Source organism: Rhizobium sp. CF142, assembly GCF_000281145.1.
GTDB lineage: Bacteria > Pseudomonadota > Alphaproteobacteria > Rhizobiales > Rhizobiaceae > Rhizobium.
In genome coordinates this window covers 40304-65059 of record NZ_AJWE01000016.1, presented here as the reverse complement: position 1 = coordinate 65059, position 24756 = coordinate 40304, and the positions used below count along the sequence as shown (strand labels likewise).

Sequence of the window (24756 nt, the reverse complement as noted above, 5' to 3'; positions counted from 1 at the left end):
CGGCAGCCCGGCCGCCGATGTCTGCCGCACCTATCTCCTGCTGCGCCGCGCGCTTCCCTCGATCGCCGAAGCCTATGTCGTCACCTATGCGAAGGCGGGCAGGATAAGCTCCGAGCAGGTCTTCGCCTGGCTGCCGGTTATCGCCGCAGCCCGTCTGGCTGAGGATGTGCCCGAGGAGAAAGAAGACCTGCTGCACCTGGCAGCACTTGCTCCCGCAAAGCCGTAGGACGGATCACGCAGCACAGGCCTCGCAAGTACCGCGAATTTCGATCGTCGTCTTCGCCGGCTTGAATTTTTGGCTGCGCACCCAGCCCATCAGCCGGTGATCCACCTCATGGTCGTGGAATTCGATCACCTGGCCGCAGCTTTCGCAGATTGCGAAGGCGACGATGCCGTGGCTGTGGCAGTCTTCGCCCGGATGAGCGCAGGCGACGAAGGAGTTGATGCTTTCGAGCCGGTGCACGACGCCATATTCGAGCAGCTTTTCCAGCGCCCGGTAGACCTGCAGCGGCGCACGAAAACCCTGGTCACGCAGCTTGTCGAGGATCGTATAGGCGCTGAGCGGCCCCTCAGCCTTTTCGAGCACGTCGAAGACGAGTGACTGGTTGCGGGTGAGCTGAGGTGCGTTCATGAGCCTTGTCCTTGCAGGTCCCTGCGCCCGCGCCAGGCGGGAAGCAGGCTCAGAATGAAGAGGATGAGGGCTGCCACCACGATCGACGGGCCGGATGGCGTGTCGTAGGTCAGCGAGCCGAAGAGCCCGCCGACGACGGCGACCGCGCCGATCAGCGAAGCGAGAATGGCCATCAGTTCCGGCGTCGAGGAGAAGCGCCGCGCCGTTGCTGCCGGAATGATCAACAGCGAAGTAATCAGCATGATGCCGACGATCTTCATGGCAATGGCGATGACGACGGCCATCAACAGCATGAAGAACAGCCGCGCCCGCTCCGGCTGCAAGCCCTCGGCTTCCGCCAGTTCCGGATTGACAGTGGCTGCAAGCAACGGCCGCCACAGCCAGGCGATAGCCGCCAGCACGAAGATGCCGCCGCCCCAGATGAGAGCGATATCCGTAGTCGAAACCGCCAGAATATCGCCAAACAGGAAGGCGATGAGATCGATGCGCACCCAGCTCATGAAGGCGACCATGACGAGGCCGATCGCAAGGGTGGCATGCGAGAGAATGCCGAGCAGCGCATCGGCCGACAGCGCCTGACGCTTCTGCAGGAAGAGCAGCAGGATCGAGACGACGGCGGCAACGACGAAGACGGCAAGCGTCAGGTTGAAATCGAAGAGCAGCGACAGCGCCACGCCAAGCAGCGCCGAATGGGCGATCGTGTCGCCGAAATAGGCCATGCGCCGCCAGATGATGAAGCAGCCGAGCGGCCCCGTCGTCAGCGCCAGACCGACGCCGGCGAGAATGGCGCGCACGAAGAAATCGTCAAGCATGACGGTTCTCCCCGTTCTTGGCCCCGCTCTGAGAATGGGTATGTGCGTGGGCATGAGCCTCCGCATGCGCATGCCCGTGGGCATGATCCCCGTCAGCGTGCGCATGGGCATGGGCTTCCGCGTGATCGTGCGAATGCGCATGATCATGCCCGTGATCATGGTGATGCCCATCCTCGGGATGGCAATGATCCGTCACCGAACCGTCTTCATGCAGCACGCGCCCATCGGGCAGATGCGTATGGTCGTGATGATGGCTGTAGACGGCAAGCGTCGGCGCCGCCCGGCTGCCGAAGAGGCGCACATATTCCGGGCTCTGGCTCACCGCCTGCGGCGTGCCGCGGCAGCAGACATGGCCGTTGAGGCAGATGACGGTATCCGTCTCCGCCATGACGACATGCAGATCGTGCGAGATCAGCAGGATGCCGCAGCCGGTCGTATTGCGGATCGATTTGATGAGCTCGTAGAGCGCGATCTCGCCGGCAAAATCCACCCCCTGCACCGGCTCGTCGAGCACGAGAAGATCGGGCTTGCGGGCGATGGCGCGCGCCATCAGCGCCCGCTGGAATTCGCCACCGGAGAGATGCTGTACCTGCGCATCCAGCATATGGGCCATGCCAGCGGCTTCGAGCGCGGCCATGATATCGGCCTCGGGCAGTGGCCCGGTCAGCGTCATCAGCCGGCGCACGGAAAGCGGCAATGTCCAGTCAACCGCGAGCTTCTGCGGCACATAGCCGACCTTGAGGCCGGCAATGCGCGTCACCCTGCCCTCGTCCGGCTTCAGCACGCCGATCGCCGCCTTGGCGCTCGTCGATTTGCCGGAACCGTTCGGGCCGATCAGCGTGACGATCTCGCCGCGCGAAACGGAGAAATCCACACCGCGCACCAGCCACCGGCCGCCGCGGCGAATGCCGACATTCTCAAGCGAAACCAGCGGTTCGGCCCGGATACCGGCGGCGCTGCCAGCGGGGTTATTTGCGGGAGAGAGCATCAAATTTTCCGAAAGTGCTGTTGCGTCCTGCTATTGCACACGTTATAGCATAACGCAATTGATGTAATAACATAACAATTGCAATTCAAGCGGAGCATGCTGATGAAACTGGCGGTGGGCATTACCCTCGCAATCCCGGCCTTCCTCGTCGCCGGGTCCCTCCAGGCGGCCGATGCACCCGTCGTTGTTACCTCGATCAAGCCGGTCCATTCGCTGGTTTCGGCCATCATGCAGGGCGTCGGCAAGCCGGAGCTAATCGTCGATGGCGCCGCCTCCCCGCACACCTATAATCTGAAACCCTCCAACGCCCGCGCCCTGCAGGAGGCCAAGGTGATCTTCTGGGTCGGCCCCGGCCTCGAAGCCTTTCTCGAAAAGCCGCTGGAATCGCTGGGCTCCGACGCCATCATCGCCCGGCTCGACAACGCGCCGGGTCTCGTGAAGCTGCCCTTCCGCGAAGGCGGTGCCTTTGAGGCGCACGATGACGGCGACGAGCACGATAGTGCTTCCGCTGGCGAGCATGCCGAAGCCGGTCACGATCACGATCATGCCGAAGCAGATCATGACCACGACCACGGTGACCATGGCGGCTTCGACACCCATCTCTGGCTCGACCCCATGAATGCCAAGGCGATGGCCACCGAGATCACCACCACGCTGGTCGCCGCCGACCCCGCCAATGCGCTGACCTACGAGGCCAATGCCAAGGCGCTGGATGACAGGCTCGACGCGCTGGACAAGGAAATCGCCGCGACGGTGTCACCGGTGAAGGATAAGCCCTTTATCGTCTTCCACGATGCCTATCAATATTTCGAGCACCGCTACCATATCCGCGTCGCCGGCTCGATCACCGTCAGTCCGGAGACCATTCCGGGTGCAGAGCGCGTCTCGGAGATCCACAAGAAGGTCGGCGATCTCGGCGCCACCTGCGTCTTCGCCGAGCCGCAATTCGAACCGCGCCTCGTCAACGTCGTCATCGAGGGCACCAAGGCGAAATCAGGCGTGCTGGACCCCGAAGCCGCCACTCTGCCCGCCGGCCCCGATCTCTACTTCACCCTCATGCGCGGCATTGCCGATAGCATGAGGAACTGCCTTGCCAGCGCATGACCTGAAAATCGGAAACGATTTTCAATAAGGATCATGCGCCACTCGGAATGCATGGGCCTGGCGGAAGATCGGCGCCGATCTTGCCACCGGGATGCGCTAGGGAACAGTGACAGTGCGCCTCCGCGCCCTGCCGGACTTGCAGCTCTCCCCGTGAGCGCTGCGGCGAAAGAAGGCGGCGACACCCCCGTTCCGTCTTTTTTTGTTAAGTTCATATGTTACGTTATAACATAATATGAGGTTACAATGGACAAGAAGCTTCCCGTCACCGTGCTCTCTGGCTTCCTGGGTGCAGGCAAGACGACGCTGCTCAATCATGTACTCGGGAATCGCGAGGACATGCGCGTCGCCGTCATCGTCAACGACATGAGCGAGGTGAATATCGATGCGGCACTTGTGCGCGATGGCGGCGCCAATCTCTCCCGCACCGAGGAGCAGCTGGTGGAAATGACCAATGGCTGCATCTGCTGCACGCTGCGCGATGATCTCCTGAAGGAAGTCCGCCAGCTCGCCGACCAGGGCCGCTTCGATTACCTGCTGATTGAATCCACAGGCATTGCCGAGCCCCTGCCCGTCGCCACCACCTTCGAATTCCGCGACGAGAATGGCGCAAGCCTCTCGGATGTCGCCCGCCTCGATACGATGGTGACCGTCGTCGATGCCGCCAACCTGCTCGCCGATTACGCCTCGGCCGATTTCCTCGCCGACCGCGGCGAGACCGCCGGCGACGGCGACAACAGGACGATCGTCGACCTGATCGTCGAGCAGATCGAATTCGCCGATATTGTCGTGCTGAACAAGATCGGCACGGCGAGCGAAGAGCAACGCGATGCTGCCCGGAAGATCATCACCGGCCTAAACCCGGATGCCCGCCTTATCGAGACGGATTTCGGCAAGGTACCGCTGAAGGACGTGCTCGGCACCAACAGCTTCGATATCGACAAAGCCGAGACCCATCCGCTCTGGTACAAGGAGCTGCACGGCTTTAGGGATCATGTGCCGGAAACCGAGGAATACGGCATCCGCTCCTTCGTCTACCGCGAAAAGCGCCCTTTCCACCCCGCAAAACTCCAGGCCTTCCTCGACCGCACCTGGCCGGGCGTGGTCCGCGCCAAGGGCTTCTTCTGGCTGGCGACCCGCCCACACCATGTTGGCGAACTCAGCCAGGCGGGCGCCATCGTCCGCACCGGCAAGATGGGCCTCTGGTGGGCGGCTGTCCCGCGCGAACAATGGCCGCAAGAGCCAGCCTTCCTGCGCGCCATCGGCCCCTATCTCGATCCCATCTGGGGCGACCGCCGCCAGGAAATCGTCTTCATCGGCGCCGACCCGATGGACGAGGCCTGGATCAGGCGAGAGCTCGATGCTTGTCTGGTGGAAAGCGATGCCTTCACGCCGGAGCGCTGGCGCAACCTGCCGGATCCGTTCGCGAGCTGGAGCCGGCAGGCAGCATGAGAGCAACGGCGATCAAACCCTATCGATGCCTGTGCATCGAATGCGAACCGCTGCCGCCGATCGAGGGGCTGCATCCGCTGACCTATCGGGATGGGGCGAGTGAGGCGCGGAAGCCGAAGAGGCTTCTCGATATCATTGCTGAGCGGGTATTGCCGTCGCGGCGGCAGGATTAGCATTGACGGTGTGCCGTGGGGCACCCCCCTCTGGCCTGCCGGCCATCTCCCCCACAAGGGTGGAGATTGGCTGGGGGCGCCGATTTCCCCAAACAATCAAGGTTGCAAACTGCACAAAGTCGAAGAAGTGCGGAGGTCAAGCCGCTTGTCGATCTCCCTCCTTGTGGGGGAGATGGCCGGCAGGCCAGAGGGGGGTGCCCCACGGCACATGGCCCGCCATCACCGCAGCATAAAAAACAAAAAAAGGCGGCCCGAAGCCGCCCCTTTTTCCATATCCGTCCAAATTTACCGACCCACAGCAATGATGCTGGTGATCACACCGGTGGCGACGCCGACGAGAAGGTAGTCGTTATCGGCCCTCACCCAGTGATAGCCGCGCGGCGGCGGTGCCAGGCGGTAACGGCGGTAGTCGCGGACTTCGCCGTAGCGGCCACGCTCGGCAGCCGACATACGGTAACCCTTGGACCAGTGATGCCGGCGGACGACCTTTTTCTCGACAACGACCTTCTTGTGGACGACGACCGGCGGACGGCGGTGATCGGCCGCACTGGCTTCCGATGCGATGATCGGCGAGAGCAGGAAAGAGGCGGAAAGAAGAGCTGCAAAAATCTTTTTCATGAGGGCTTCCTCGTGTTGAACACACCCCGAAACTACGTCTTCGAAAATGAACAAAATCTGAAAATAAAATTAAAGATCCGTAATGAAATCGGTAGTTTATGCCGTATTCCTAATATCCTAATTTCAGACTAATATGTGATGGTGAGATCATGCCGCCAGAGATCACGACTGTGTAATCACGCGTGATGAGATTGGCATTGGAGAGTGGTGTTTTCGTCGACGGCGCCGGCCTTTCATGGACCTGCTACCAGCTCGTTGTGAGCCTGCACTCAAGAGGGTGGAACGAGACGTTGCCACACGTGTCTTCTCCCCAGCGGGGAGAGCGGGAGCAAGCTCCTGCCGGCCGCGCTTATCTTAAAATTAGCGCCATGTTGATGACATCCGTGTACTCGCCATCGACGCAGAACGCATCGCGGCTCACCCCTTCCCGTACGAAACCTACCCTCTCATAAAGCCGGATCGCCCGCGCATTGTCGGCATGCACGCCGAGTTCGATACGGATCATGCCGGCCTCACGCGCCTGCGCTATCGCCGCCTCGATGAGGCGTCCGCCGAGCCCCTGCCCGCGATAGGCGGGAAGCAAACCCATGCCGAGCGGGCCGCAGTGAGCGCGAGAGGGAAAGAAATGCCGGCGGATATCGCACCAGCCCACCAGCTCGCCGCCATCGAGAGCGGCGAGGTGAACATTGCCGCCCGCAATGGAAGACAGTGCGAATTTCCTGACATCCTCAAGCGACGGAGCTTCGAGCAGGGTCAGATATTTCCGCTCACGCGCGACGATGTCGAGCGCCCGGTGAAAACGCTCGACATGCTCCTCGCCCATCGGCTCGATGCGGATCTCGCCTACCATCGCCGCCCTCACAGTTCCTCGTAGTTGAACCAGTCGAAATCGGCCGTCTTTGCCCGGCCCGACGTATCGAAAGCGAAGATGCCCGCGAAGGCGCCGGTAAACGAGCCGTGCTCGCCGCGCCCGCCTTCATCCGAGACGACGCCCGCGTCGAGAACCGGGCCGATCGGCTGCCAGGCACCCTTGCCTTCCGTCTGCCAGAAGAACTGCAGGTCGTTGTCGCGGATTTCCATGGAAAGCTGTACGCGGCCATCGGCCGGGATCGCCACGCCCGCATCGGCCGGGAACGTCATGCGCCCGTTCGGATAGTCACCATCGCAGGAGAAGATCGTGACACAACGGCCGAGCTTCTCATGCAGCGTCACGACGACGGCATGGAACTTGTGGCGGTTATAGTAGTGCGTCAGGCCCGCCACCTGCTGATAGGTATCCGGCGCAAACTCCACCACCGTTTCGGCGCGGAAACTGTGATGCTCCTGCCGGCGGGCGACAAGCGCCTGCTCGAACCAGGAACCGACGCTTTCGCGGCCCATCAGGCGCAGATGGCCGGGGCGTTCCGTAAGATTGAAGATGCGCTCCGGCTGCGGCGTACGCAGCCACTGGAAATCATCTGGCAGTTTGCCGCCATCGAAGGAATATTCGCTGCGAACAGGCTTTTCCGCCCGCACAGCACCGCCAAGGCCCGGCACTTCGACATCAGGAACCGTGGTGCCGTTTTCGAGGTAGAGCCAGCCATCCTCGCGCCAGACGCATTTCTGCAGCGCCGTCTCGCGCCCCAGCGTGCAGCGGCGCTTCGGCGGCAGCGGCCGGCCGCAGAGATGCGTGTGATAGACCTGGCCATCTGATGTTTCGACATACTGCCCGTGCCCTGCCCTTTGCAGCGCCGCTTCCGGATTGTCCTTCGAGGTGATCAGGTGCCGGTTCGGATGCAGTTCATAGGGGCCGTCGATATTGCGCGAGCGCGCCATCGTTACCGCATGGTCATAGCCCGTACCGCCCTCGGCCGTCGTCAGATAGTACCAGCCGTTCTTGCGGAAGAGATGCGGCCCTTCGACGAGGCCGAGCGGGCTGCCGGCAAAGATGTTCTTGATCGGGCCTTTCAGCGCCTTCGTTTGCGGGTCCCACTCCTGCAGCAGGATGCCATCGAAGGCCGGCGATTTCGGTGAGCCGCCATAGCTTTCGGTACGGTGGTTCCACTGCATGTTGATGAACCACTTGCGGCCGTCCTCGTCATGGAAGAGCGACGGATCGAAGCCTGAGGAGTTGACGTAGACGGGCTCGGACCATTCGCCCTCGATGGTGGGCGACGTCACGATGTAATTATGCGCATCCTTGAAGTTGCCGTCGAAACGCTTGACGTCGGTATAGACGAGCCAGAACTGTCCGTCGGCATAGGAAAGGCATGGCGCCCAGACGCCGCAACTATCAGGGTTGCCGCGCATGTCGAGCTGCGAGTCCCGCTCCAGCGGCCGCCGCACCAGCTTCCAGTTCACCAGATCGCGCGAATGGTGGATCTGCACACCCGGATACCATTCGAAGGTGGAGGTCGCGATGTAATAGTCGTCGCCGACGCGGCAAATGGACGGATCGGGATTGAATCCGGGCAAGATGGGATTGCGGATCATGGCGGCTCCTCCAAGGGTAAAATTGCGGTACGTACGTCAGATGATAGCGAGGAGCTCTCCTCCTCCCCCTCATCTCTGTGCTTGTCACAGAGATCCTTTCAGCCCAAGTCCTTGGGCTGAAAGGACTCTTCTCGCCGCGCGGACGCGCGGCGGCTGAATTCCTGTGACATCCCTCGTGCCTGCACGAGGGATGTCACAGGAATGAGGGAGTCTGGGGCAACGCGCCGCCCCAAGCTCCCCCTGCCTTACTCTATTCCAGCTCTGCCGACTTGGCCCAAAGGTTGATGTCGGCCTCCTTGGCATAGACATCGATCTGCTTCAGCTCCTCGGCCGAGAACTCGAGATTGTCGAGGGCGGCAACACAATCGACAATCTGCGAGGAGCGGCTGGCGCCGATCAGCGCAGACGTCACGCGGTCGCCGCGCAGCACCCAGGCGATCGCCATCTGCGCCAGCGTCTGGCCGCGCTTCTCGGCGATCTCGTTGAGCTTCCTGATATTGTCGATGATCGAAGGGCGGATGAAATCCTTCTTGAGGAAGTGGTTCTGCGCCGCACGGCTGTCGGCGGGAATGCCGCCGAGATATTTCGTCGTCAGCATGCCCTGGGCGAGCGGCGAGAACACGATCGAGCCCATGCCGACCTCGTCGAGCGTATCGAGCAGCTTGTCATCCTCGACCCAGCGGTTGAGCATGGAATAGCTCGGCTGGTGGATGAGGCAAGGCGTTCCCAGATCCTTCAAGATCGCGGCCGCCTCGCGGGTGCGCTGCGAATTATAGGAGGAAATGCCGACATAGAGCGCGCGGCCGGAACGCACGATATAGTCGAGCGCACCGCAGGTCTCTTCCAGCGGGGTGTCCGGATCGAAACGGTGCGAATAGAAGATATCGACATAGTCGAGACCCATGCGCTGCAGGCTCTGGTCGCAGGAAGCGATCAGATACTTGCGGCTGCCCCACTCGCCGTAAGGACCCGGCCACATGTCGTAACCTGCCTTGGAAGAGATGATCAGTTCGTCGCGCAGGCCCGCAAAATCGGTGCGCAGGATTTCGCCGAACGCCGTCTCGGCGCTGCCGGGAGGCGGGCCATAGTTGTTGGCGAGATCGAAATGGGTAATGCCAAGATCGAAAGCCGTGCGGCACATATCGACCTTGCGGTCATGCGGGGTGTCACCGCCGAAATTGTGCCAGAGGCCGAGTGAAACGGCCGGCAGCTTCAGGCCAGAACGGCCCGTGCGGTTATACTTCATCTTCGAATAGCGGTTTTCGGCCGGTTGCCAGCTCATCTGAGGTCTCCTCAACCTGTAAAAGTGCTTCTCTTTCGTATCCGCCTCCAGTGGCGGTCGAAAGCTGAAAACGTCGCCGCCCTCACGTCGGGCAAAGCGCGACGGCACTATTGGATTAAGCACGCCGATACGGCAAGCGCGTGGCGCGTGTTCTCGACGAGTTCGACGGAGCCAGCTTTGGGGCAGGCCCTCCCCGCCTGTCGTCACCCTCGGGCTTGTCCCGAGGATGACCGAAGCGTGCGCCGCACGACAAGCGTACGGCGCACCCCTCACCTTACTTCAAGAGCGCCTGCGCCTCTTCGATACCGAGCGCCGCCGGCTGCGTGCAGGTCGTCGTGAGCTCCACAAAACGGCCCTCCGCACCCGACTTCAGTATCGAGGTCATGATGTCGACGCCGTGCAGCGTCCGGTCGAGCGAGCAGCGTGCATCGCGGCCGTCGATCAGCGCCATGGCCATGTCGGCAAGGCCGGCGGTGCGATAGTTGGCGCGCGGGCCGTTCGGGCTTTCCTGGTTGAACTTGCCGAAGGGGTGATCCCAGGCGCCGAGTGCCTTGATGTCCTTGTCGCGGCCGCTTGCCTCGACGACACCGCCGAAGAAATTCGGGTCCGGCACGTAGAGCGAACCATCCGTGCCGTAGAGCTCCATATTGGCATGGCGGTGCGACCAGACATCCCAGCTCGCCGTCAGCGTCACGGTGGCACCCGAGACGAATTCGAGCAGCGCCTGGATCGTCGTCGGCGTCTTGACCGGGATGGTCTCGCCATTGCGCGGCTGGCTGGTGATGGTGCGGGTTTCCGAAGCCATCGAGGTCATGCCGCCGACACGCTTCACCGGTCCGATCAGGTTGATCAGGTTGGCGATGTAATACGGACCCATATCGAGGATCGGGCCGCCGCCCGGCAGGAAGAAGAAGTCCGGGTTCGGGTGCCACATTTCCATACCCGGCCCCATGACGTAGCAGGCGCCTGATGTGATGCGGCCGATACCGCCGTCATCGACGAACTTGCGGGCAAGCTGATGCGCGCCGCCGAGGAAGGTATCCGGGGCGCAGCCGACGGAAAGCCCCTTCTCCTTGGCGATGCGGCGAAGCTCTTCGCCCTGCTCCAGCGAGAGCACGAGCGGCTTTTCCGAATAGACATGCTTGCCAGCTTCAAGCGCTGCCTTCGACACCGGATAATGCGCATCCGGGATCGTCAGGTTGACGACGACGTCGATCTCGTCATTGGCGAGAAGCTCTTCGATCGTCTGTGCCTTCACACTGTATTCTTCGGCGCGCTGCTTTGCCGCCTGCACGTTGATATCGGCGCAGGCCAGCACCTTCAGCCCCTTGAAGAGCGGTGACAGCGAGAAGTAGGTGGTCGAGATATTGCCGCATCCGATGATGCCGACGCCAAGTTCCTTGGTCATGGTCTGCCTCAGTAGCTCTTGAAGGAAGCGATCGAGCGCGTGATGTTGCGGTCGATATCATTGGGATTGTCGTGCTCGACGACGAAATGCTTGGCCTTGGTCTTTGCCTTGACGACCGGAAGCAGCTTGGCCCAGCCGATCGTGCCATGGCCGACATCGGCCCAGCCGCCTTCGTCGGTGGCTTCGCCAGCCGGTGCAATGTCCTTGACGTGGACGGCGCTGATGCGGTCTCCAAGCTTCTCGACCCAGGCATAGGGATCAGCACCACCGCGAACGACCCAGGCGATATCCGCTTCCCAGGTGATGCCGGGGGCACCTTCGAAAATGCGCTCGATCGGCAGCGAACCATCGGAGAGCTTCACGAATTCGAAGTCGTGATTGTGCCAGCCGAATTCATAGCCGGCATCCTTGTAGGGCTTGCTCATTTCCTGCAGGCGCTTGCCGAAGGCGAGCCAGCCGGCTGCATCCGTCGGGCGCTGGTCGGGCATCAGGTGCGGTGCATAGATCGAATCCATGCCGAGGATCTTGGCGATCTGCAGCGACTTCTCGACATTGCCATCAAGGAAATCGGGGCTGAAATGGCCGGTCGCCATGACAAGGCCGTTCTTGTCGAGATCGGCACGCAGGCTCTTCAGGCCGGCTTCATCCAGTTCGGCATAAATGCCGCCGAAACCTTCGACTTCGCCATAGCCGGCCTTGCCGAGCTTTTCGAAGATCGCTGAAAGCGGCGGAAAATTGCGGGCGCTATAGAGCTGATAGCTGAGCTTCGTCATGTCATCCTCCTCGGGCCTCGTGCCCGTTCTCACGTAAGATCAATCTGCCGACTGGCAGGAATGCAGGTCGTAGAAGCGGAATTCCGGCAGCTTGCCCTTTTCGAGCTGATGTGCCGGGGTAAAGGTGATGCGGCGGCTTTCGCCGGCGGCAAGGTCGAAGGCGTTGTCGGAATATTTGCCGTCCGTATCCGTTTCGATCATCACGAAGAGTGCCAGCCCCTTGGCCGTGATGGCGATATCGATGGAGCCATTCTCCTCGACGAATTCATGCGCGACGGAAAGGCCAGCCGGCTCCAATTCCAGCGCCTTGTAGGTGCCGTTGACGAAGTGCCCCTCGCCGCCCATGCCGTTGGAGGCGGTGAAGTGCCAGGCCAGCAGCGTGCCCTCGGGGATATCGGAGATATCCAGTGTCGCGGCCGTGACCGCCGCATCCGGCTCGCATATGGATTGGACGTTCTTGAGGTGCTTGCGCTCGCCCTTCATCGTCAGGATGGAGATGGAGAGATCGACGCTGACATCGGCAAGCGTATCATTGACCAGCGAGAAGCGGATCGACTTGCCGTCGTCCGAGGGGATCGCCGCCACCGCCACCGGCTGGAAGAAGCGCTTGACGAGATAGTGCATGGCCTTCCAGCGGCCACCGTAGTCTAGGCTCGACCAGGAGGCCACCGGCCAGGTGTCGTTGAGCTGCCAGTAGATCGTGCCCATGCAATGGGGCTTCAGCGAACGCCAATATTCCACTGCCGTCTTGATCGCCAGACCCTGCTGGATCTGGCTGAGATAGACGAAATTCGGGAAATCCTTCGGGAAGCGGAAATAGCGGAACATCGTGCCGGCAATACGCTCGTTGCCGCCGGCATTCTTCTGGTGCAACTCCATGACGGGCGATGCGACATTCATGTCCTTGGCGTCAGCATAGGTCTTGATGACGGGCAGCGACGTATAGGACTGGAAACCGAATTCCGAGCAGAAGCGCGGCCTGACCGAGCGGTAATTGTCGAACGACTTGTTCTCGTGCCAGACCGACCAGTAATGCATGTCGCCGGAACCATCGGCATGCCAGGCATCGCCGAAATCGAGATAGCCGGAAGCCGGGCTCGACGGCCACCAGAGGGCGCCCGGCATCGCCTTCTTCACAGACTGCTCGATGGTGCGGTTCAGGCGGTCGTAGGAAACGAGATACCGGTCACGGTCCTTGCGGGACTCCTCGAACCAGGTGAGCGCGCCGACAAGCTCGTTATCGCCGCACCAGAGCGCGATCGAGGCATGCGAGGAGAGCCGGCGAACCTGGTAGTCCACCTCGACGGCGACATTCTCGAGGAAGTCCTCGGTCGAAGGATAAAGATTGCAGGCGAACATGAAGTCCTGCCAGACCATCAGGCCGAGGCGATCGCAGATATCGTAGAACCAGTCGTGCTCGTAGAAGCCCCCGCCCCACACACGGATCATGTTCATGTTGGCGGCCTTGGCCGACTGCAGCAGGTCCTCGGTTTTCTCCTGCGATGAGAGCGAGAACAGTGCATCGGCCGGGATCCAGTTGGCGCCGCGGCAGAAGATTTCGTGACCATTGACCTTGAAGGCGAAACGGCTGCCGGCGGCATCGGGCGTGGTGATCAGCTCGATGGTGCGCAAGCCGATCTGCTTCGTCACGCTGTCGGAGCCAAGCTCGACGGTGAGAGTATAAAGCGCCTGCTCGCCGCTGCCGGATGGCCACCAGAGACGCGGATTGTCGATCTGGAAGACGTGGTTGATGTCAGCCTCGCCGGGGTTGACGCCAACATCGAGCCGCACGCGCTCGCCATCGAGATCGAAATACAGCTGGGCAATACCGGCATTCTTGGCATAGAGCGTCGCCGTCACCTGCAGTTCCACCGAGCCATCGGCATTATGCGTCTGGCGCGTCAGCACATGCTCGATGCGCGCCGTCTCCAGCTTTTTGAGCGCGATCGTGCCGTAGAGGCCGAGAGGGGCAATGGCGATATTCCAGTCCCAGCCGAAATGGCATTGCGGCTTGCGCAGCATGTTGCCGTCAGGGATCGGCGAGTTGCCGGTGCTATAGGGAATGTAGAAGGGCTGCCTCTTCTGCCGTTCGGCACCGGTGGCAATGCTTGACGCAAAGACGATGCGGATCGTGTTCTCGCCCTTCTTCAGCATGCTCGACACATCCGGCCTGTAGCGGCGGAAGCTGTTATCGGCTTCAAGCGCCAGGAAGCCGTTGACGTGAACGCTGGCGATCGTGTCGAGATAGTCGATGTCGAGATACCAATCGCCCTCGGCATCAGGAAGCGTGAAGCTGCGCTCGACCACCCATTCGCGCTCGGCGACCCACTGCACCTTTTCCTCGTTTCGGCCGAAATAGGGATCCGGGATCAGTCCCGCGCGATGAAGCGCAGTGTGCACGTCGCCCGGCAGCGTGATGACGCTGCGGATCTCGCCATCGGCGGAGGCAAGCTGCCACGAGCCCGAAAGTTCGATGTTGAAACCGTTCTTCGGCAAGGATGTCATAGTCTTATCCTGATCGGGCCGCTCCTGGGATTGCCGGACAAGCCGGACTGCGGCCGAATTTGGCTGGCCTGACGGCCGATTGGAGGATCGGGCAGCACTGTTTCCAGCGCCGCCCGCAGAACTTTCTAGAGGCGCAGTTCGCTTTCGGCGTCGAAGACCGAGGCGAGCGACATGTCGAAGCTGAGCTTCACCTTGGCTCCGACGTTGAAGCGGCGCGCACCGTTGATGCGTACCGACATCGTGTGACCGGCATGTTTCAGCCACAGAAGATTGTCCGCGCCCATCGGTTCCTCGATGTCGACGGTGGCGTCATGCTCTTCGCCACCGGTATTCTCGTTGACCTTGATATGTTCGGGGCGAACGCCAAGCACCACCTTGCGGCCGGGCTGCAGCTTATCGTAGCCGTCATAGGCAGCGAGCGAGAAATTGACGCCATTGGCGGTAAAGGCGATGCCGTCACCCGATTTGATCAGTTCGCCGTGCAGGAAGTTCATCGACGGTGAGCCGATGAAGCCGGCGACGAAAAGATTGCGCGGCTTGTTGTAGATCGTCGTCGGATCGTCGAGCTGCTGGATGATACCGCTCTTCATGATGGCGATACGGTCGGCGAGCGTCAGCGCCTCGATCTGGTCATGCGTGACATAGATCATCGTGTTCTTCAGCGATTGGTGCAGGCGCTTGATTTCGACGCGCAGTTCCGAGCGCAACTTGGCATCGAGGTTCGACAGTGGCTCGTCGAAAAGGAAGACATCGACATCGCGCACCAGGGCACGGCCGATCGCCACACGCTGGCGCTGGCCGCCGGAAAGCTCGGCCGGCTTCCTCTTCAACAACGGCTGGATCTGCAGGATCTCGGAGGCGCGCGCCACGCGCTTGTCGATCTCGACCTGCGGCACCTTGGCGACGCGAAGGCCGAAGGAGAGGTTCTTTTCAACAGTCATCTGCGGATAGAGCGCATAGGACTGGAACACCATGCCGATGCCGCGGTCCTTGGGCTCTTCCCAGGTGACGTTCTTGCCCTTGATGAAGATCTGCCCTTCCGAGGCGTCGAGCAGCCCGGCAATGCAGTTCAGCAAGGTCGACTTGCCGCAGCCCGAAGAGCCGAGCAGCACCAGGAATTCGCCGTCATTGATGTCGAGGTTCAGATCCTTGAGCACGCTGACCGCACCGAAATTCAGCGACAGGTCCTTGATGGAAACACTTGCATTCATGTTCATGGGATCAACCCTTCACTGCGCCAGCGGCGATGCCACGGACGAAAAGCCGCCCCGACACGAAATAGACGATGAGCGGAACAAGTCCTGTGAGGATCGTTGCCGCCATGTTGACGTTGTATTCCTTCACGCCCTGGACGGAATTGACGATGTTGTTGAGCTGCACGGTCATCGGATAGGTATCCGGCCGGGTGAAGACCACGCCGAACAGGAAGTCGTTCCAGATGCCGGTCACCTGCAGGATCATCGCGACGACGAAGATCGGCAGCGACATCGGCAGCATGATCTTCAGGAAGATCTGCCAGAAGCCCGCCCCGTCGACACGCGCCGCCTTGAAGAGTTCCTCCGGCAGAGACACGAAGTAATTGCGGAAAAGCAGCGTCAGGATCGGCATGCCGAAGATCGAATGCACGATGACGAGGCCGGTGAGCGAGCCGTAGATGCCGATTTCGCGCAGGATGATGACGATCGGATAGATCATCACCTGATAGGGAATGAAGGCGCCGATGATGAGGACCGAGAAGAAGAATTCCGATCCCTTGAAGCGCCAGTTCGCCAGCGCATAACCATTGACCGAGGCGATCGCGATCGAAACGATGACCGAGGGAACGGTGATGCGCACCGAGTTCCAGAAACCGCGCGAAAGACCGTCGCAGTTGAGTCCGGTGCAGGCCGTCGCCCAGGCCTTGACCCAGGGTTCGAAGGTGATTTCCATCGGCGGCGCGAAGATGTTGCCGAGCCGGATCTCCGGCATCCCCTTGAGAGAGGTGACGATCATCACGTAGAGCGGAATCAAATAATAGACGGCGGCCACGAAAAGCGTGCCGTAGACGATGATGTTGCGGCCCGAAACCACCGGCCGCGGCTTTGGCCCGGCCGGACCGGAAACCGACTTCTTCTCGAAGGGAGTGTCGCCGCCATTGACGGCCTTGAGAGCGATATTGTCAGCCACGTTTGCGCCCTCCGCCAAATTCCAGATATGCCCAGGGAATGACGATGATCGCCACTGTCAGCAGCATCATGGTCGAGGCTGCAAAGCCCTGGCCGAGATTCTGCGCCTGGAACATGTAGTCGTAGACGTATTTCGCCGGCACTTCCGACGAGATGCCCGGACCGCCGCTGGTCTGGGCGACGACGAGGTCGTAGACCTTGACGATGCCGCTGGCGATGATGACGAGCGTGGTGATGAAGACCGGCCGCATCATCGGAATGATGACGAAGAGATAGGTCCGCCACATCGGAATGCCGTCGACGCGGGAAGCCTTCCAGATATCCTCGTCAATGCCGCGAAGCCCTGCGAGCATCAGGCACATCACGAGGCCGGTACCCTGCCAGAGGGCGGCGATCAGCACCCCGTAGATGACGATTTCAGACGTATAGAGCGGATCGAAACTGAAGCTCGTCCATCCCAGCGACCGCACGACCGCCTGGACACCGAATTCCGGGTTCAGGATCCACTGCCACACGAGACCGGTGACGATGAAAGACAGCGCGAAGGGATAGAGGAAGATCGTGCGGAACGTGTTCTCGAAACGGATCTTCTGATCCATGAGAGCCGCCAGCATGAAACCGATGACCAGACTGAAGATCAGCGACAGAATGCCGTAGATCGCCAGGTTCTCGATGGACACGACCCAGCGCGGGGCGGCCCAGAGACGCTGATACTGCTCGATGCCCACGAAATTCAATCGCGGCAGAAGCTTGGAATTGGTGAAGGAATAAATCACCGTCCAGATCGTGCCACCGAGAAAGATGACCATGGCGGTGAGGATCATGGGAATGGAGGCAATCTTGGAATTCAGATTGCGGAATAATTTAAACGGTCGGCCGGCTTTCGCTTGACCTGTCATGAGTTTCCTCCTGAAGCACAGTCGCTTCGGTGATCGGGGCTCCGTCCGAAGACGGCCGCCCTTCCCCTCCCTGTCGCAACCGCGGTGCGGTCTTGGCGCGACCGCAGCCGGGTGTGACGTGCCGTCGCCGAAGGGATCAGAGATCCGGGCGGCGCGATCCGGCCCTGCAACATGCAGGACCGGACCTGATAGGCTTGAGGACCGAGGATCAGTCGGCGGCGGCGATGATGTCGGTGAAGCGCTTCTGCGCTGCGTCGGGCGTCATCGTTGTATTGGCGAAGAACTCGGCGAAGAGGTCTTCGATCTGCTTTGTCGTATCGGGCGAAACGAGCTGATCGGAGCTGGTGACGATATTGCCCTTGGAGAGGATATCGAGACCCTTCTTCATGCAGTCGTTTGCAGCCGAGATATCGACATCGCCGCGAACCGGCAGCGAGCCCTTCTTCAGGTTGAAGGCAACCTGGGTCTTCGGGTCGAGAAGCGTTGCGGCAAGCACGTCCTGAGCCTTCGCCTTCTCGGCATCCTTCTGGAGCGGGAAGTAGAAGGCGTCGCCGCTGGTCGAGATGATCTCGTTCACGCCGAGGCCCGGAAGGCAGGTATAGTCCTTGCCTGCAACCTGCTTGGCGACCTGGAATTCGCCCTGCGCCCAGTCACCCATGATCTGGCCGCCGGCCTTGCCGGTGATGACGAGGTTGGTGGCCTGGTTCCAGTCCTGCACGTTGCTGCCCTTGGACATGCGCCGTGCATCGTCGGCAGCCTTGAAGACCTTGGCGATCTCGGGGCCGGCTGCCACTTTGGCATCCTTATCCTTGAAGACCTTCAGGTAGTTGTCCTTGCCGCCGATGGCGATCATCAGAACGTTGAAGGCGCCGCTTGCCTGCCAGCCCTGACCGCCGACTGCAAGAGGAACGATCCCGGCCTTTTCCAGGGCCGGAGCGGCAGCGACGAATTCATCCCAGTTCTTCGGAACCGCAACGCCAGCCTTCTGGAAGGCGGCATTCGACAGCCACAGCCACTGCCAGGAGTGGATGTTGACCGGTGCGCAATAGATCTTGCCGTCGATCGTGCAGGAATCGAGCAGGGTCGACGGACGGATGATTTCCTTCCATTTGCCTGCGGTCGCCACATCGGTCAGATCCTTCATGAGGCCGGCCTGAACGAGTTCCTCGGCCTGACGGCCGTGGTTGAACTGGGTGGCACCCATCGGGTCACCGCCGGTGATACGGCTGATCATGATCGGGCGCGCCGTGCTGCCGGAACCGGCGATTGCGCCGTCCACCCAGTGGTTGCCGGTGGCATCGAATGCCTTTGCCAGCTCAGCCACAGCGGCAGCTTCGCCGCCCGAGGTCCACCAATGGGTGACTTCGAGATCGGTTGCCTTGGCGGCACCAAACGGAATGGCTACGGAAGCGGCAAGCACAGCCGCCATCATACGGATTTTCATGAGTTCTCCTCCCTCACTGAAACGTTGCCGGAAAAACTTAGAGCAATCGATTTATCCGCGCAACCGCCCGCTCGCAAAATTTTCTGTGAAAGGCGCCATTACAGCCTATGCGGGCAATCATCGGTTCCGTCTTTGCTCCATAAGAAAAGCATAAGCAAGCGATCTCGCAATTGCGGTATAAACTTATATAGCTGATTTTATAGTCTAATTTTTGATTAGTCTGACAATTTCTACTATTTCGGATTTCGCGGGTGCAAAAAATCGCGTGCCGAGCACGTGATTCAACCAGAGAGGACCTCTATGCAACGCTGATCAGAAAAAAGGCTCGACATTTCTACTGTATCGTTACAGATTGTGTCGCTCAGGGAGGAGAGCTTTTTCAGCGCCGGCGTACTTACAGCGCAGCAAAAAGCCTCTATAAGGCGAAGCAAATCGCGTGAGGCGGGCCTAAAGGGATGGAAAACAACGGAAATTTCGGCGGAGCGGCATCCGGTTCCATTCCGCGCGAGCGCCCGACATTGAAGACGATCGCCTTCATGACGGGCCTTGGCGTGACGACCGTATCGCGGGCACTGAAAGATGCACCGGATATTGGCGCTGAAACCAAGGAGCGGGTGCGCATGGTCGCCCGCCAGCTCGGCTATCAACCGAACCGGGCCGGCGTACGCCTGAGAACCGGCAAGACCAATGTGATTGCCCTCGTCCTCAGCATCGACGAGGAGATCATGGGCTTTTCCAGCCAGATGGTCTTCGGCATTTCCGAAGTGCTGACCGGCACGCCCTACCATATCGTCGTCACCCCGCATTCGCACAGCAAGGACCCCATGCTGCCGGTGCGCTACATCCTCGACACAGGCTCCGCAGACGGCGTCATCATCTCGCGCGTCGAGCCTGACGATCCGCGCGTGCGCCTGCTCGCCGAAAGCGGCATGCCCTTTACCACCCACGGCCGCACCGATGCCGGCCTCGTGCACCCCTACCACGACTTCGACAACGAGGCTTACGCCCATCAGGCCGTGCAGAAGCTCGTCAACCGCGGCCGCAAGCGCATTGCCCTGCTGCAGCCGCCGAGCAAGCTCACCTATTACACCCATACCCGCATCGGCTTTCAGACCGGCCTGCACGATTACGGCGCGGAGGAAGTGCCGCTGCGCGTGAATATCGATGCCCCGCTCGCCGAAATCCGAGACGCCGTGGAGCAGCTGATGCGCTCCCCCGGCGCGCCCGACGGCATCGTCTCGTCAGCCGGCAGCGCCACCATCGCCGTCAACGCCGGCATCGAGGCCGCCGGCAAACGCCTCGGCCACGACGTCGACCTCGTCTCCAAACAATCCGCCCCGATCCTCAACTGGATCCGCCCTGAGATCATCACCGCCTACGAAGACGTCCGCCACGCGGGCCGCGAGATGGCCAAGCAGGTGATTGCGCGGATCGATGGCGTGGATGCGGAGCTGCTGCAGAGTATCAGCAAGCCGGAATGGCCGAACGGGCGGTAGGGTGATCCAATCACAAACCCGCTGAACCACCCGCCAATGTTCTCCTACTGGCTCGCTATCCCGCGCCTGACCTTCGCCGCAGCCCTCGGCTCAGTGCTCGCCCCGCGCCATTCATCGGCAAGATGCCGAAAAATCCGTCTCCAGCAGCCCCATCATTATGTCGTCATGCCACACGCCGTTCACGAAAGCGGTCTCCCGCTCCCTGCCTTCGATCACGAAGCCGCATTTCTCATAGGCCCGGATCGCCCGCGTATTGTACGCAAGCACCCTTATCCCGATCCGGTGCAGCCGCAACTCGTTGAAAGCATGGTGCAGGAGGAGACGAATAGCCTCGCTCCCGAGCCCTTTTCCCAGCAATTGCGGATCGTAGATGCCGATCGCCATGGAGGCGCGGCGATCGCTGGCATCGAGCCTGTCCAGCCGGATTTCGCCGATCAGCCGCCCCTGAAATTCGATGATCCAGGCATGCGGATGAACGACGAGGCCCTGGATCCACTGAACGGCACCCTCTCTCGTCAGCGGCGTTACATCGTCACGGCCGATGCCGAACATCTCGAGGATCTCGGCCGGGTTGCCGAGAGACAGCCGGACATCCACATCGTCGAAAGACACCGGCCGCAGCGCGACAGTCTCACCCTTCAAACGCACCATGCTCGCCGCCAACATCCGGTTTTCTTTGCAGTCGGCAGTCTAGTCGCTATCACGCCGATCGCAACTCGCGCACGGCCGAACCCGGAAACACCCTTGCTACCGCGCATTCTCCAGATCCGCCCGCGTAAACACCGGATACACCTCAAGCCCCGGCACGCCCTCGATGCGCGCGGCCCCCTCGCCTCGCCAGATCGCGCAGACGACACCAAGCACCTCTGCCTTCTCGCCGACCGCCATTCGATAGGCATCGGCCACCGCCCCGCCCGTGCTGATCACGTCCTCGATGAAGGTCACGCACCGGCCCGCCACATCCCGCCCCTCAATCGCCCGGCAGGTGCCATAGGTCTTGGCTTCCTTTCGGATGAAGGCGGCGGGCAGGCCTGTTTCCAGCGAGATCGCGGTCACGAGCGGTACCCCGCCGAGCTCCAGCCCGGCGATGATTTCCGTATCGGCGGGCAGAAGGGCAGCCATTGCCTGAGCCAGCGGCTTCAGGAGAGCCGGCGTGCCTTCGAAGCGGTATTTGTCGAAATAGCGGTTCGAAATCTGGCCGGAGCGAAGGACGAATTCGCCCTCCAATGTTGCGATTTCAGAGATTTGCCGGGCCAATGCCGCATGGTCGACGGATGCCTTGATCATTTCTACCCCTTCAGAAAGTGCTGGCTCACAACGCTGCTTCGCACAGAGGAACGCCCTATGCCTGCGCATTCCCGCAACAGTGTCGCTGCGATTTGTGATGGTGTGAACAGGGCATTGGCGATGGGCGCGACGATGCTGGCCTAGAGTCCGGCTTCCGGCGGCAGGTCTGTGATGGCGGGATAAGCGATTGCGCTCGGCAGGCCGACAGCGGCGATGGAAGGCCTGCCGGAATATCGCTCCGCAGCCAATTCGCGCGAAACCCGCTCAGCCTCCTCGATATCGGCACGTGAATGTTTTCCATCTGCTCCCGACGTCGAAGGCTCGCAAACGGCGATCGGAGCGTGTCAAATTACCGGAAAGGCAAGCTCATATGCCGGGAGCACGACGCCCCCAGGAAACGGCTGGTGAACTATGCTCTCGGCACGGCGAGGCTGTCGATGGCCCGTCTGTTTACAGCTTGGGCTTGTCGGGTTCCCAATTGAGAAAGAAGCCGACATCGCCCGGCATACCGCTCGGAAAATTGACGACGACGGCTTTCAGCTTGTAGCCCTGCGGGCGCCCATATTTCTCATAGCGCTCGTAGAATTCCTTGGCTTTTCCCTGCAGCGTTTCCGGCCAGTTATCGGCGCCGTTATTGATGGCGCGGCCGCTGTCGGTGCAGTAGTCGGACGAGAACTGATAGACCAGCGCTTCGGTCTTTCCGTCCCTCAGGGCATTATCGACCAGTCGCCGCACGATCTGGATTTCGTTTTCGGTGACATGCTTGAACATAAAATCATTGACGAGGTCGAAATGACTTTTCTCCTTCGCCTCCGTCGCTCGCGTCGCCTTCTGCTTCATCGCCTCCTGGAGATCGCGCAGATCCTGCGCGCTCGGCGGCATCTCGTTTGGGTCAGAGCCTTTCCTGTCCGACATTCCGTGTCTCCCTCTCGGTTCAAAGGAACAACGCAACGCCACGCAGATAGTCCTTCATGGAACTAGTCAAACGTCGGGAATAACAGCCGACTCTTGAGCAGTTCCCCGCCTGAACAAGAGCATACCTGATAAGGACTATGTGCAAGCGCCTGATGGTGAGATCAGCGCCTGATGACATTGCTGCCAAAGCCTGTACGCACTGCTATATAGTTCCAACACCTAATATTAGTGCCAATTCGAATCGGCAGCAATTAGGGCGATTGCGTACACACTTGCAGCGCGAGGTAACGGATAACGCAGTGGCACCTCTCAGCCGAGCAAACCGTCACTCCGCCTGATTGAAAACCGCCTCGACACGATACCCGTCGGGATCGATCACGAAGGCCGCAAAGTAATTCGGCCCATAATGCTGCCTGAGCCCCGGCGCGCCATTATCGACGCCGCCATTGGCAAGGGCTGCCGCATAAAAGGTGATGACCGACTGCCGGTCGGGTGCCGCAAAGGCGAGATGGAAACCAGCACCTGGCGCGCCCTGCCCCGCTTCCACCGATTTGAGCGCCAGCTTGTCGCCACCACCGGGCACGCCATAACCGACAGCCTGCCCGACCTCACCGGGACGCAAGTCCTCCCATACGCGGGCATAGCCGAGCGCGCCGAGCGCGGCATCGTAAAACCGCGCGGCTCTCTCAATATCGATCACTCCGAAGGATGCATGGTGAAGCATGTCGAAAACCTCCCGTTCGCCATTGGCCTTATAACAAAAAGCCCGGCGCAATGGCCGGGCTTTCAACTCTATTCTCGCAGATCTCAGAAGGTCGAAGCACCGCTGCCCCACGGGCCATGGTGGAAGTCCTTGCCGTCGAGGCGGTCGAAGCCGTGGGCGCCGAAGAAGTCGCGCTGCGCCTGGATCAGGTTGGCAGTGCCGCGGCCCTGGCGGTAGGCGTCGAAATAGCTGAGCGCCGAGGCAAGCGCCGGAACCGGCAGGCCGGCGGCAAGTGCTGCGGTCACGACGCGGCGCAGCGCCGGGATCGATTCCTTGACCATGCCGGAGAAGGCCGGCGTGACGATGAGGTTTGCCGCATCAGGCGCATCGGTAAACGCCTTGGTGATCTCGTCGAGGAACTGCGAGCGGATGATGCAGCCGGCGCGCCAGATACGGGCGATCGTCGGCATCGGCAGCGACCAGTTGAACTCCTTGGAGGCTTCGGCCATGACGGCAAAGCCCTGCGCATAGGCGCCGATCTTGCCGGCAAACAGCGCCAGTTCCAGATCCTTGTTGAACTCAGGACCGTAAGCGATCGGGAAGGCCGCACCGAGATCGCCGAAGATCTTTTCGGCGGCGACACGCTGTTCCTTCATCGACGACAGGCTACGGGCAGCAACGGCGGCTTCGATGCCGGTTGCGGGAATACCCATGTTCTGCGCTTCGATCGCCGACCACTTGCCGGTGCCCTTCTGGCCGGCCTTGTCGAGGATCATGTCGACCATCGGCGTCTTGGAGATCGGGTCGGTGGCGGCCAGAACCTTCTCGGAGATTTCGATCAGGTAGGAGTTCAGGCGGCCCTTGTTCCACTCGCCGAAGATGCCGGAGATTTCCGAAGCGCTCTTGCCGAGGCCGTCGCGCAGGATGCCGTAGATTTCGGCGATCATCTGCATGTCGGCATATTCAATGCCGTTGTGGATCGTCTTGACGAAATGGCCGGCGCCATCATTGCCGAGCCAGGCAACGCAGGGGTCGCCATCATATTTGGCAGCAATCGAGGTCAGAACCTTCTCGACGCGCTTCCAGGACTCTTCCTTGCCGCCGACCATGATCGACGGGCCGTGGCGGGCACCTTCCTCACCACCCGAAACACCCATGCCGATAAAGGTCAGGCCGGTATCCTTGAGGCGGTCGAAGCGGGCGACGGTGTCACGGAAATTGGCGTTGCCGGCATCGATCATGATGTCGTTCTTTTCCAGATGCGGGCGCAGCGCCTCCATCTGCTGGTCGACGGCATCGCCTGCCTTGATCATGATGATGATAGGACGCGGCGGGCGGATCGCCTCGACGAACTCCTCGATCGTCTTGCAGGGAATGATCTGCTTCTTGAGATCGCCGGCGCTCTCGTAGAATTCATCCGTTTTTTCAGGCGTGCGGTTGAAAACCGCGATCTTGTTGCCTTTTTCCGCAATGTTGAGAGCCAGGTTGGAACCCATGACGGCGAGGCCGATCAGTCCGATTTCTGCCTTTTCCACGACAAACCTCCGATGAGTGAAATGGTGCGATGTTGTGGCACTCTCTCGGCCAAACGGCAAGGTCGAAGACCACGATTCGGGTCGAAAAAAGGCTGTC

23 protein-coding genes and 2 pseudogenes are annotated in these 24756 nt (G+C 60.9%); 5 read left to right on the top strand and 20 right to left on the bottom strand.

Going from position 1 to position 24756, the window contains the following annotated elements; all coding sequences use genetic code 11:
• Window positions 1-226 (top strand): annotated as a pseudogene (locus PMI11_RS05095) (aminoglycoside phosphotransferase family protein); the annotation flags it as partial.
• Between the two features lie 6 nt (window positions 227-232).
• Here the strand turns inward: PMI11_RS05095 and PMI11_RS05090 are convergent.
• The 3 genes from PMI11_RS05090 to znuC are packed head-to-tail and all read right to left on the bottom strand — an operon-like array spanning window position 233 to window position 2431.
• The gene (locus PMI11_RS05090) at window positions 233-631 is read right to left on the bottom strand and encodes a Fur family transcriptional regulator (RefSeq protein WP_007814087.1); all 399 of its coding nucleotides are present in this window, start codon (window positions 629-631) and stop codon (window positions 233-235) included.
• Window positions 628-1443: a zinc ABC transporter permease subunit ZnuB gene (gene znuB, locus PMI11_RS05085; protein WP_007814085.1), complete on the bottom strand. Its 816-nt coding sequence runs from the start codon at window positions 1441-1443 to the stop codon at window positions 628-630. The genes PMI11_RS05090 and znuB overlap by 4 nt, the downstream gene beginning before the upstream one ends.
• Entirely contained in the window at window positions 1436-2431 is a 996-nt protein-coding gene (gene znuC / locus PMI11_RS05080) for a zinc ABC transporter ATP-binding protein ZnuC (protein ID WP_007814083.1), read from the bottom strand. The genes znuB and znuC overlap by 8 nt, the downstream gene beginning before the upstream one ends.
• A gap of 102 nt (window positions 2432-2533) precedes the next feature.
• On the opposite strand from znuC, the gene PMI11_RS05075 reads away from it, so the two are divergent.
• The 3 genes from PMI11_RS05075 to PMI11_RS37670 all read left to right on the top strand — a co-directional run bounded on the left by PMI11_RS05075 (window position 2534) and on the right by PMI11_RS37670 (window position 5157).
• Window positions 2534-3535, top strand: coding sequence for a zinc ABC transporter substrate-binding protein (locus PMI11_RS05075; protein WP_007814081.1), 1002 nt, complete (start codon window positions 2534-2536; stop codon window positions 3533-3535).
• A gap of 243 nt (window positions 3536-3778) precedes the next feature.
• Window positions 3779-4984 carry a zinc metallochaperone GTPase ZigA gene (gene zigA, locus PMI11_RS05070; protein WP_007814079.1) on the top strand — a complete coding sequence of 402 codons (1206 nt, stop codon included), beginning with the start codon at window positions 3779-3781 and terminating at the stop codon, window positions 4982-4984.
• Window positions 4981-5157, top strand: a complete 177-nt coding sequence (locus PMI11_RS37670; protein ID WP_007814077.1) for a hypothetical protein — start codon at window positions 4981-4983, stop codon at window positions 5155-5157. Before zigA ends, PMI11_RS37670 begins: the two co-directional genes overlap by 4 nt.
• A 285-nt stretch (window positions 5158-5442) precedes the next feature.
• On the opposite strand, the gene PMI11_RS05065 is transcribed toward PMI11_RS37670, so the two are convergent.
• The 11 genes from PMI11_RS05065 to PMI11_RS05015 all read right to left on the bottom strand — a co-directional run bounded on the left by PMI11_RS05065 (window position 5443) and on the right by PMI11_RS05015 (window position 18723).
• Entirely contained in the window at window positions 5443-5775 is a 333-nt protein-coding gene (locus tag PMI11_RS05065) for an RcnB family protein (protein ID WP_007814076.1), read from the bottom strand.
• A gap of 349 nt (window positions 5776-6124) precedes the next feature.
• On the bottom strand, window positions 6125-6625 hold the full coding sequence (locus PMI11_RS05060; RefSeq protein ID WP_007814074.1) for a GNAT family N-acetyltransferase: 501 nt from the start codon (window positions 6623-6625) through the stop codon (window positions 6125-6127).
• An 8-nt stretch (window positions 6626-6633) separates the two neighbouring features.
• Window positions 6634-8247 (bottom strand): glycoside hydrolase family 43 protein, encoded by a 1614-nt coding sequence (locus tag PMI11_RS05055; protein ID WP_007814071.1) that lies wholly within the window; start codon window positions 8245-8247, stop codon window positions 6634-6636.
• A gap of 250 nt (window positions 8248-8497) precedes the next feature.
• The gene (gene mgrA, locus PMI11_RS05050) at window positions 8498-9529 is read right to left on the bottom strand and encodes an L-glyceraldehyde 3-phosphate reductase (RefSeq protein ID WP_007814069.1); all 1032 of its coding nucleotides are present in this window, start codon (window positions 9527-9529) and stop codon (window positions 8498-8500) included.
• Window positions 9530-9803: 274 nt separating this feature from the next.
• Window positions 9804-10937, bottom strand: a complete 1134-nt coding sequence (locus tag PMI11_RS05045; protein WP_007814067.1) for a Gfo/Idh/MocA family protein — start codon at window positions 10935-10937, stop codon at window positions 9804-9806.
• Between the two features lie 8 nt (window positions 10938-10945).
• A complete protein-coding gene (locus tag PMI11_RS05040; protein ID WP_007814065.1) occupies window positions 10946-11710 on the bottom strand; it encodes a sugar phosphate isomerase/epimerase family protein in 765 nt (254 codons plus the stop codon).
• A gap of 39 nt (window positions 11711-11749) precedes the next feature.
• Window positions 11750-14215: a beta-mannosidase gene (locus tag PMI11_RS05035; protein ID WP_007814062.1), complete on the bottom strand. Its 2466-nt coding sequence runs from the start codon at window positions 14213-14215 to the stop codon at window positions 11750-11752.
• A gap of 125 nt (window positions 14216-14340) precedes the next feature.
• Window positions 14341-15432, bottom strand: a complete 1092-nt coding sequence (locus PMI11_RS05030; RefSeq protein WP_007814060.1) for an ABC transporter ATP-binding protein — start codon at window positions 15430-15432, stop codon at window positions 14341-14343.
• A 4-nt stretch (window positions 15433-15436) separates the two neighbouring features.
• Window positions 15437-16369: a carbohydrate ABC transporter permease gene (locus PMI11_RS05025; RefSeq protein ID WP_051034533.1), complete on the bottom strand. Its 933-nt coding sequence runs from the start codon at window positions 16367-16369 to the stop codon at window positions 15437-15439.
• 4 nt (window positions 16370-16373) lie between these two features.
• On the bottom strand, window positions 16374-17279 hold the full coding sequence (locus tag PMI11_RS05020; RefSeq protein ID WP_007814056.1) for a carbohydrate ABC transporter permease: 906 nt from the start codon (window positions 17277-17279) through the stop codon (window positions 16374-16376).
• Window positions 17280-17487: 208 nt separating this feature from the next.
• Window positions 17488-18723, bottom strand: a complete 1236-nt coding sequence (locus tag PMI11_RS05015) for an ABC transporter substrate-binding protein (protein ID WP_007814054.1) — start codon at window positions 18721-18723, stop codon at window positions 17488-17490.
• Between the two features lie 455 nt (window positions 18724-19178).
• Between PMI11_RS05015 and PMI11_RS05010 the strand changes: the two genes are divergently transcribed.
• Window positions 19179-20219, top strand: coding sequence for a LacI family transcriptional regulator (locus PMI11_RS05010; RefSeq protein ID WP_007814052.1), 1041 nt, complete (start codon window positions 19179-19181; stop codon window positions 20217-20219).
• Window positions 20220-20330: 111 nt separating this feature from the next.
• Here PMI11_RS05010 and PMI11_RS05005 read toward each other — a convergent pair whose 3' ends face one another.
• The 6 genes and pseudogenes from PMI11_RS05005 to gndA all read right to left on the bottom strand — a co-directional run bounded on the left by PMI11_RS05005 (window position 20331) and on the right by gndA (window position 24659).
• Entirely contained in the window at window positions 20331-20870 is a 540-nt protein-coding gene (locus PMI11_RS05005) for a GNAT family N-acetyltransferase (RefSeq protein WP_007814050.1), read from the bottom strand.
• Between the two features lie 96 nt (window positions 20871-20966).
• Window positions 20967-21506 (bottom strand): orotate phosphoribosyltransferase, encoded by a 540-nt coding sequence (gene pyrE, locus PMI11_RS05000; protein ID WP_007814048.1) that lies wholly within the window; start codon window positions 21504-21506, stop codon window positions 20967-20969.
• 143 nt (window positions 21507-21649) lie between these two features.
• Window positions 21650-21807 (bottom strand): annotated as a pseudogene (locus PMI11_RS38480) (SulP family inorganic anion transporter); the annotation flags it as partial.
• Between the two features lie 149 nt (window positions 21808-21956).
• On the bottom strand, window positions 21957-22421 hold the full coding sequence (locus tag PMI11_RS04995) for a hypothetical protein (RefSeq protein WP_007814046.1): 465 nt from the start codon (window positions 22419-22421) through the stop codon (window positions 21957-21959).
• Between the two features lie 325 nt (window positions 22422-22746).
• Window positions 22747-23145 carry a VOC family protein gene (locus PMI11_RS04990; RefSeq protein WP_007814044.1) on the bottom strand — a complete coding sequence of 133 codons (399 nt, stop codon included), beginning with the start codon at window positions 23143-23145 and terminating at the stop codon, window positions 22747-22749.
• A gap of 83 nt (window positions 23146-23228) precedes the next feature.
• A complete protein-coding gene (gene gndA / locus PMI11_RS04985; protein WP_007814042.1) occupies window positions 23229-24659 on the bottom strand; it encodes an NADP-dependent phosphogluconate dehydrogenase in 1431 nt (476 codons plus the stop codon).
• Between the last annotated feature and the right edge of the window lie 97 nt (window positions 24660-24756).

Excerpts from the sequence above, each read along its gene's own strand:
- PMI11_RS05090 (WP_007814087.1), bottom strand. The coding sequence starts at position 631 with ATGAACGCACCTCAGCTCACCCGCAACCAGTCACTCGTCTTCGACGTG.
- znuB (WP_007814085.1), bottom strand. The coding sequence starts at position 1,443 with ATGCTTGACGATTTCTTCGTGCGCGCCATTCTCGCCGGCGTCGGTCTG.
- znuC (WP_007814083.1), bottom strand. The coding sequence starts at position 2,431 with ATGCTCTCTCCCGCAAATAACCCCGCTGGCAGCGCCGCCGGTATCCGG.
- PMI11_RS05075 (WP_007814081.1), top strand. The coding sequence starts at position 2,534 with ATGAAACTGGCGGTGGGCATTACCCTCGCAATCCCGGCCTTCCTCGTC.
- zigA (WP_007814079.1), top strand. The coding sequence starts at position 3,779 with ATGGACAAGAAGCTTCCCGTCACCGTGCTCTCTGGCTTCCTGGGTGCA.
- PMI11_RS37670 (WP_007814077.1), top strand. The coding sequence starts at position 4,981 with ATGAGAGCAACGGCGATCAAACCCTATCGATGCCTGTGCATCGAATGC.
- PMI11_RS05065 (WP_007814076.1), bottom strand. The coding sequence starts at position 5,775 with ATGAAAAAGATTTTTGCAGCTCTTCTTTCCGCCTCTTTCCTGCTCTCG.
- PMI11_RS05060 (WP_007814074.1), bottom strand. The coding sequence starts at position 6,625 with ATGGTAGGCGAGATCCGCATCGAGCCGATGGGCGAGGAGCATGTCGAG.
- PMI11_RS05055 (WP_007814071.1), bottom strand. The coding sequence starts at position 8,247 with ATGATCCGCAATCCCATCTTGCCCGGATTCAATCCCGATCCGTCCATT.
- mgrA (WP_007814069.1), bottom strand. The coding sequence starts at position 9,529 with ATGAGCTGGCAACCGGCCGAAAACCGCTATTCGAAGATGAAGTATAAC.
- PMI11_RS05045 (WP_007814067.1), bottom strand. The coding sequence starts at position 10,937 with ATGACCAAGGAACTTGGCGTCGGCATCATCGGATGCGGCAATATCTCG.
- PMI11_RS05040 (WP_007814065.1), bottom strand. The coding sequence starts at position 11,710 with ATGACGAAGCTCAGCTATCAGCTCTATAGCGCCCGCAATTTTCCGCCG.
- PMI11_RS05035 (WP_007814062.1), bottom strand. The coding sequence starts at position 14,215 with ATGACATCCTTGCCGAAGAACGGTTTCAACATCGAACTTTCGGGCTCG.
- PMI11_RS05030 (WP_007814060.1), bottom strand. The coding sequence starts at position 15,432 with ATGAACATGAATGCAAGTGTTTCCATCAAGGACCTGTCGCTGAATTTC.
- PMI11_RS05020 (WP_007814056.1), bottom strand. The coding sequence starts at position 17,279 with ATGACAGGTCAAGCGAAAGCCGGCCGACCGTTTAAATTATTCCGCAAT.
- PMI11_RS05015 (WP_007814054.1), bottom strand. The coding sequence starts at position 18,723 with ATGAAAATCCGTATGATGGCGGCTGTGCTTGCCGCTTCCGTAGCCATT.
- PMI11_RS05010 (WP_007814052.1), top strand. The coding sequence starts at position 19,179 with ATGGAAAACAACGGAAATTTCGGCGGAGCGGCATCCGGTTCCATTCCG.
- PMI11_RS05005 (WP_007814050.1), bottom strand. The coding sequence starts at position 20,870 with ATGGTGCGTTTGAAGGGTGAGACTGTCGCGCTGCGGCCGGTGTCTTTC.
- pyrE (WP_007814048.1), bottom strand. The coding sequence starts at position 21,506 with ATGATCAAGGCATCCGTCGACCATGCGGCATTGGCCCGGCAAATCTCT.
- PMI11_RS04995 (WP_007814046.1), bottom strand. The coding sequence starts at position 22,421 with ATGTCGGACAGGAAAGGCTCTGACCCAAACGAGATGCCGCCGAGCGCG.
- PMI11_RS04990 (WP_007814044.1), bottom strand. The coding sequence starts at position 23,145 with ATGCTTCACCATGCATCCTTCGGAGTGATCGATATTGAGAGAGCCGCG.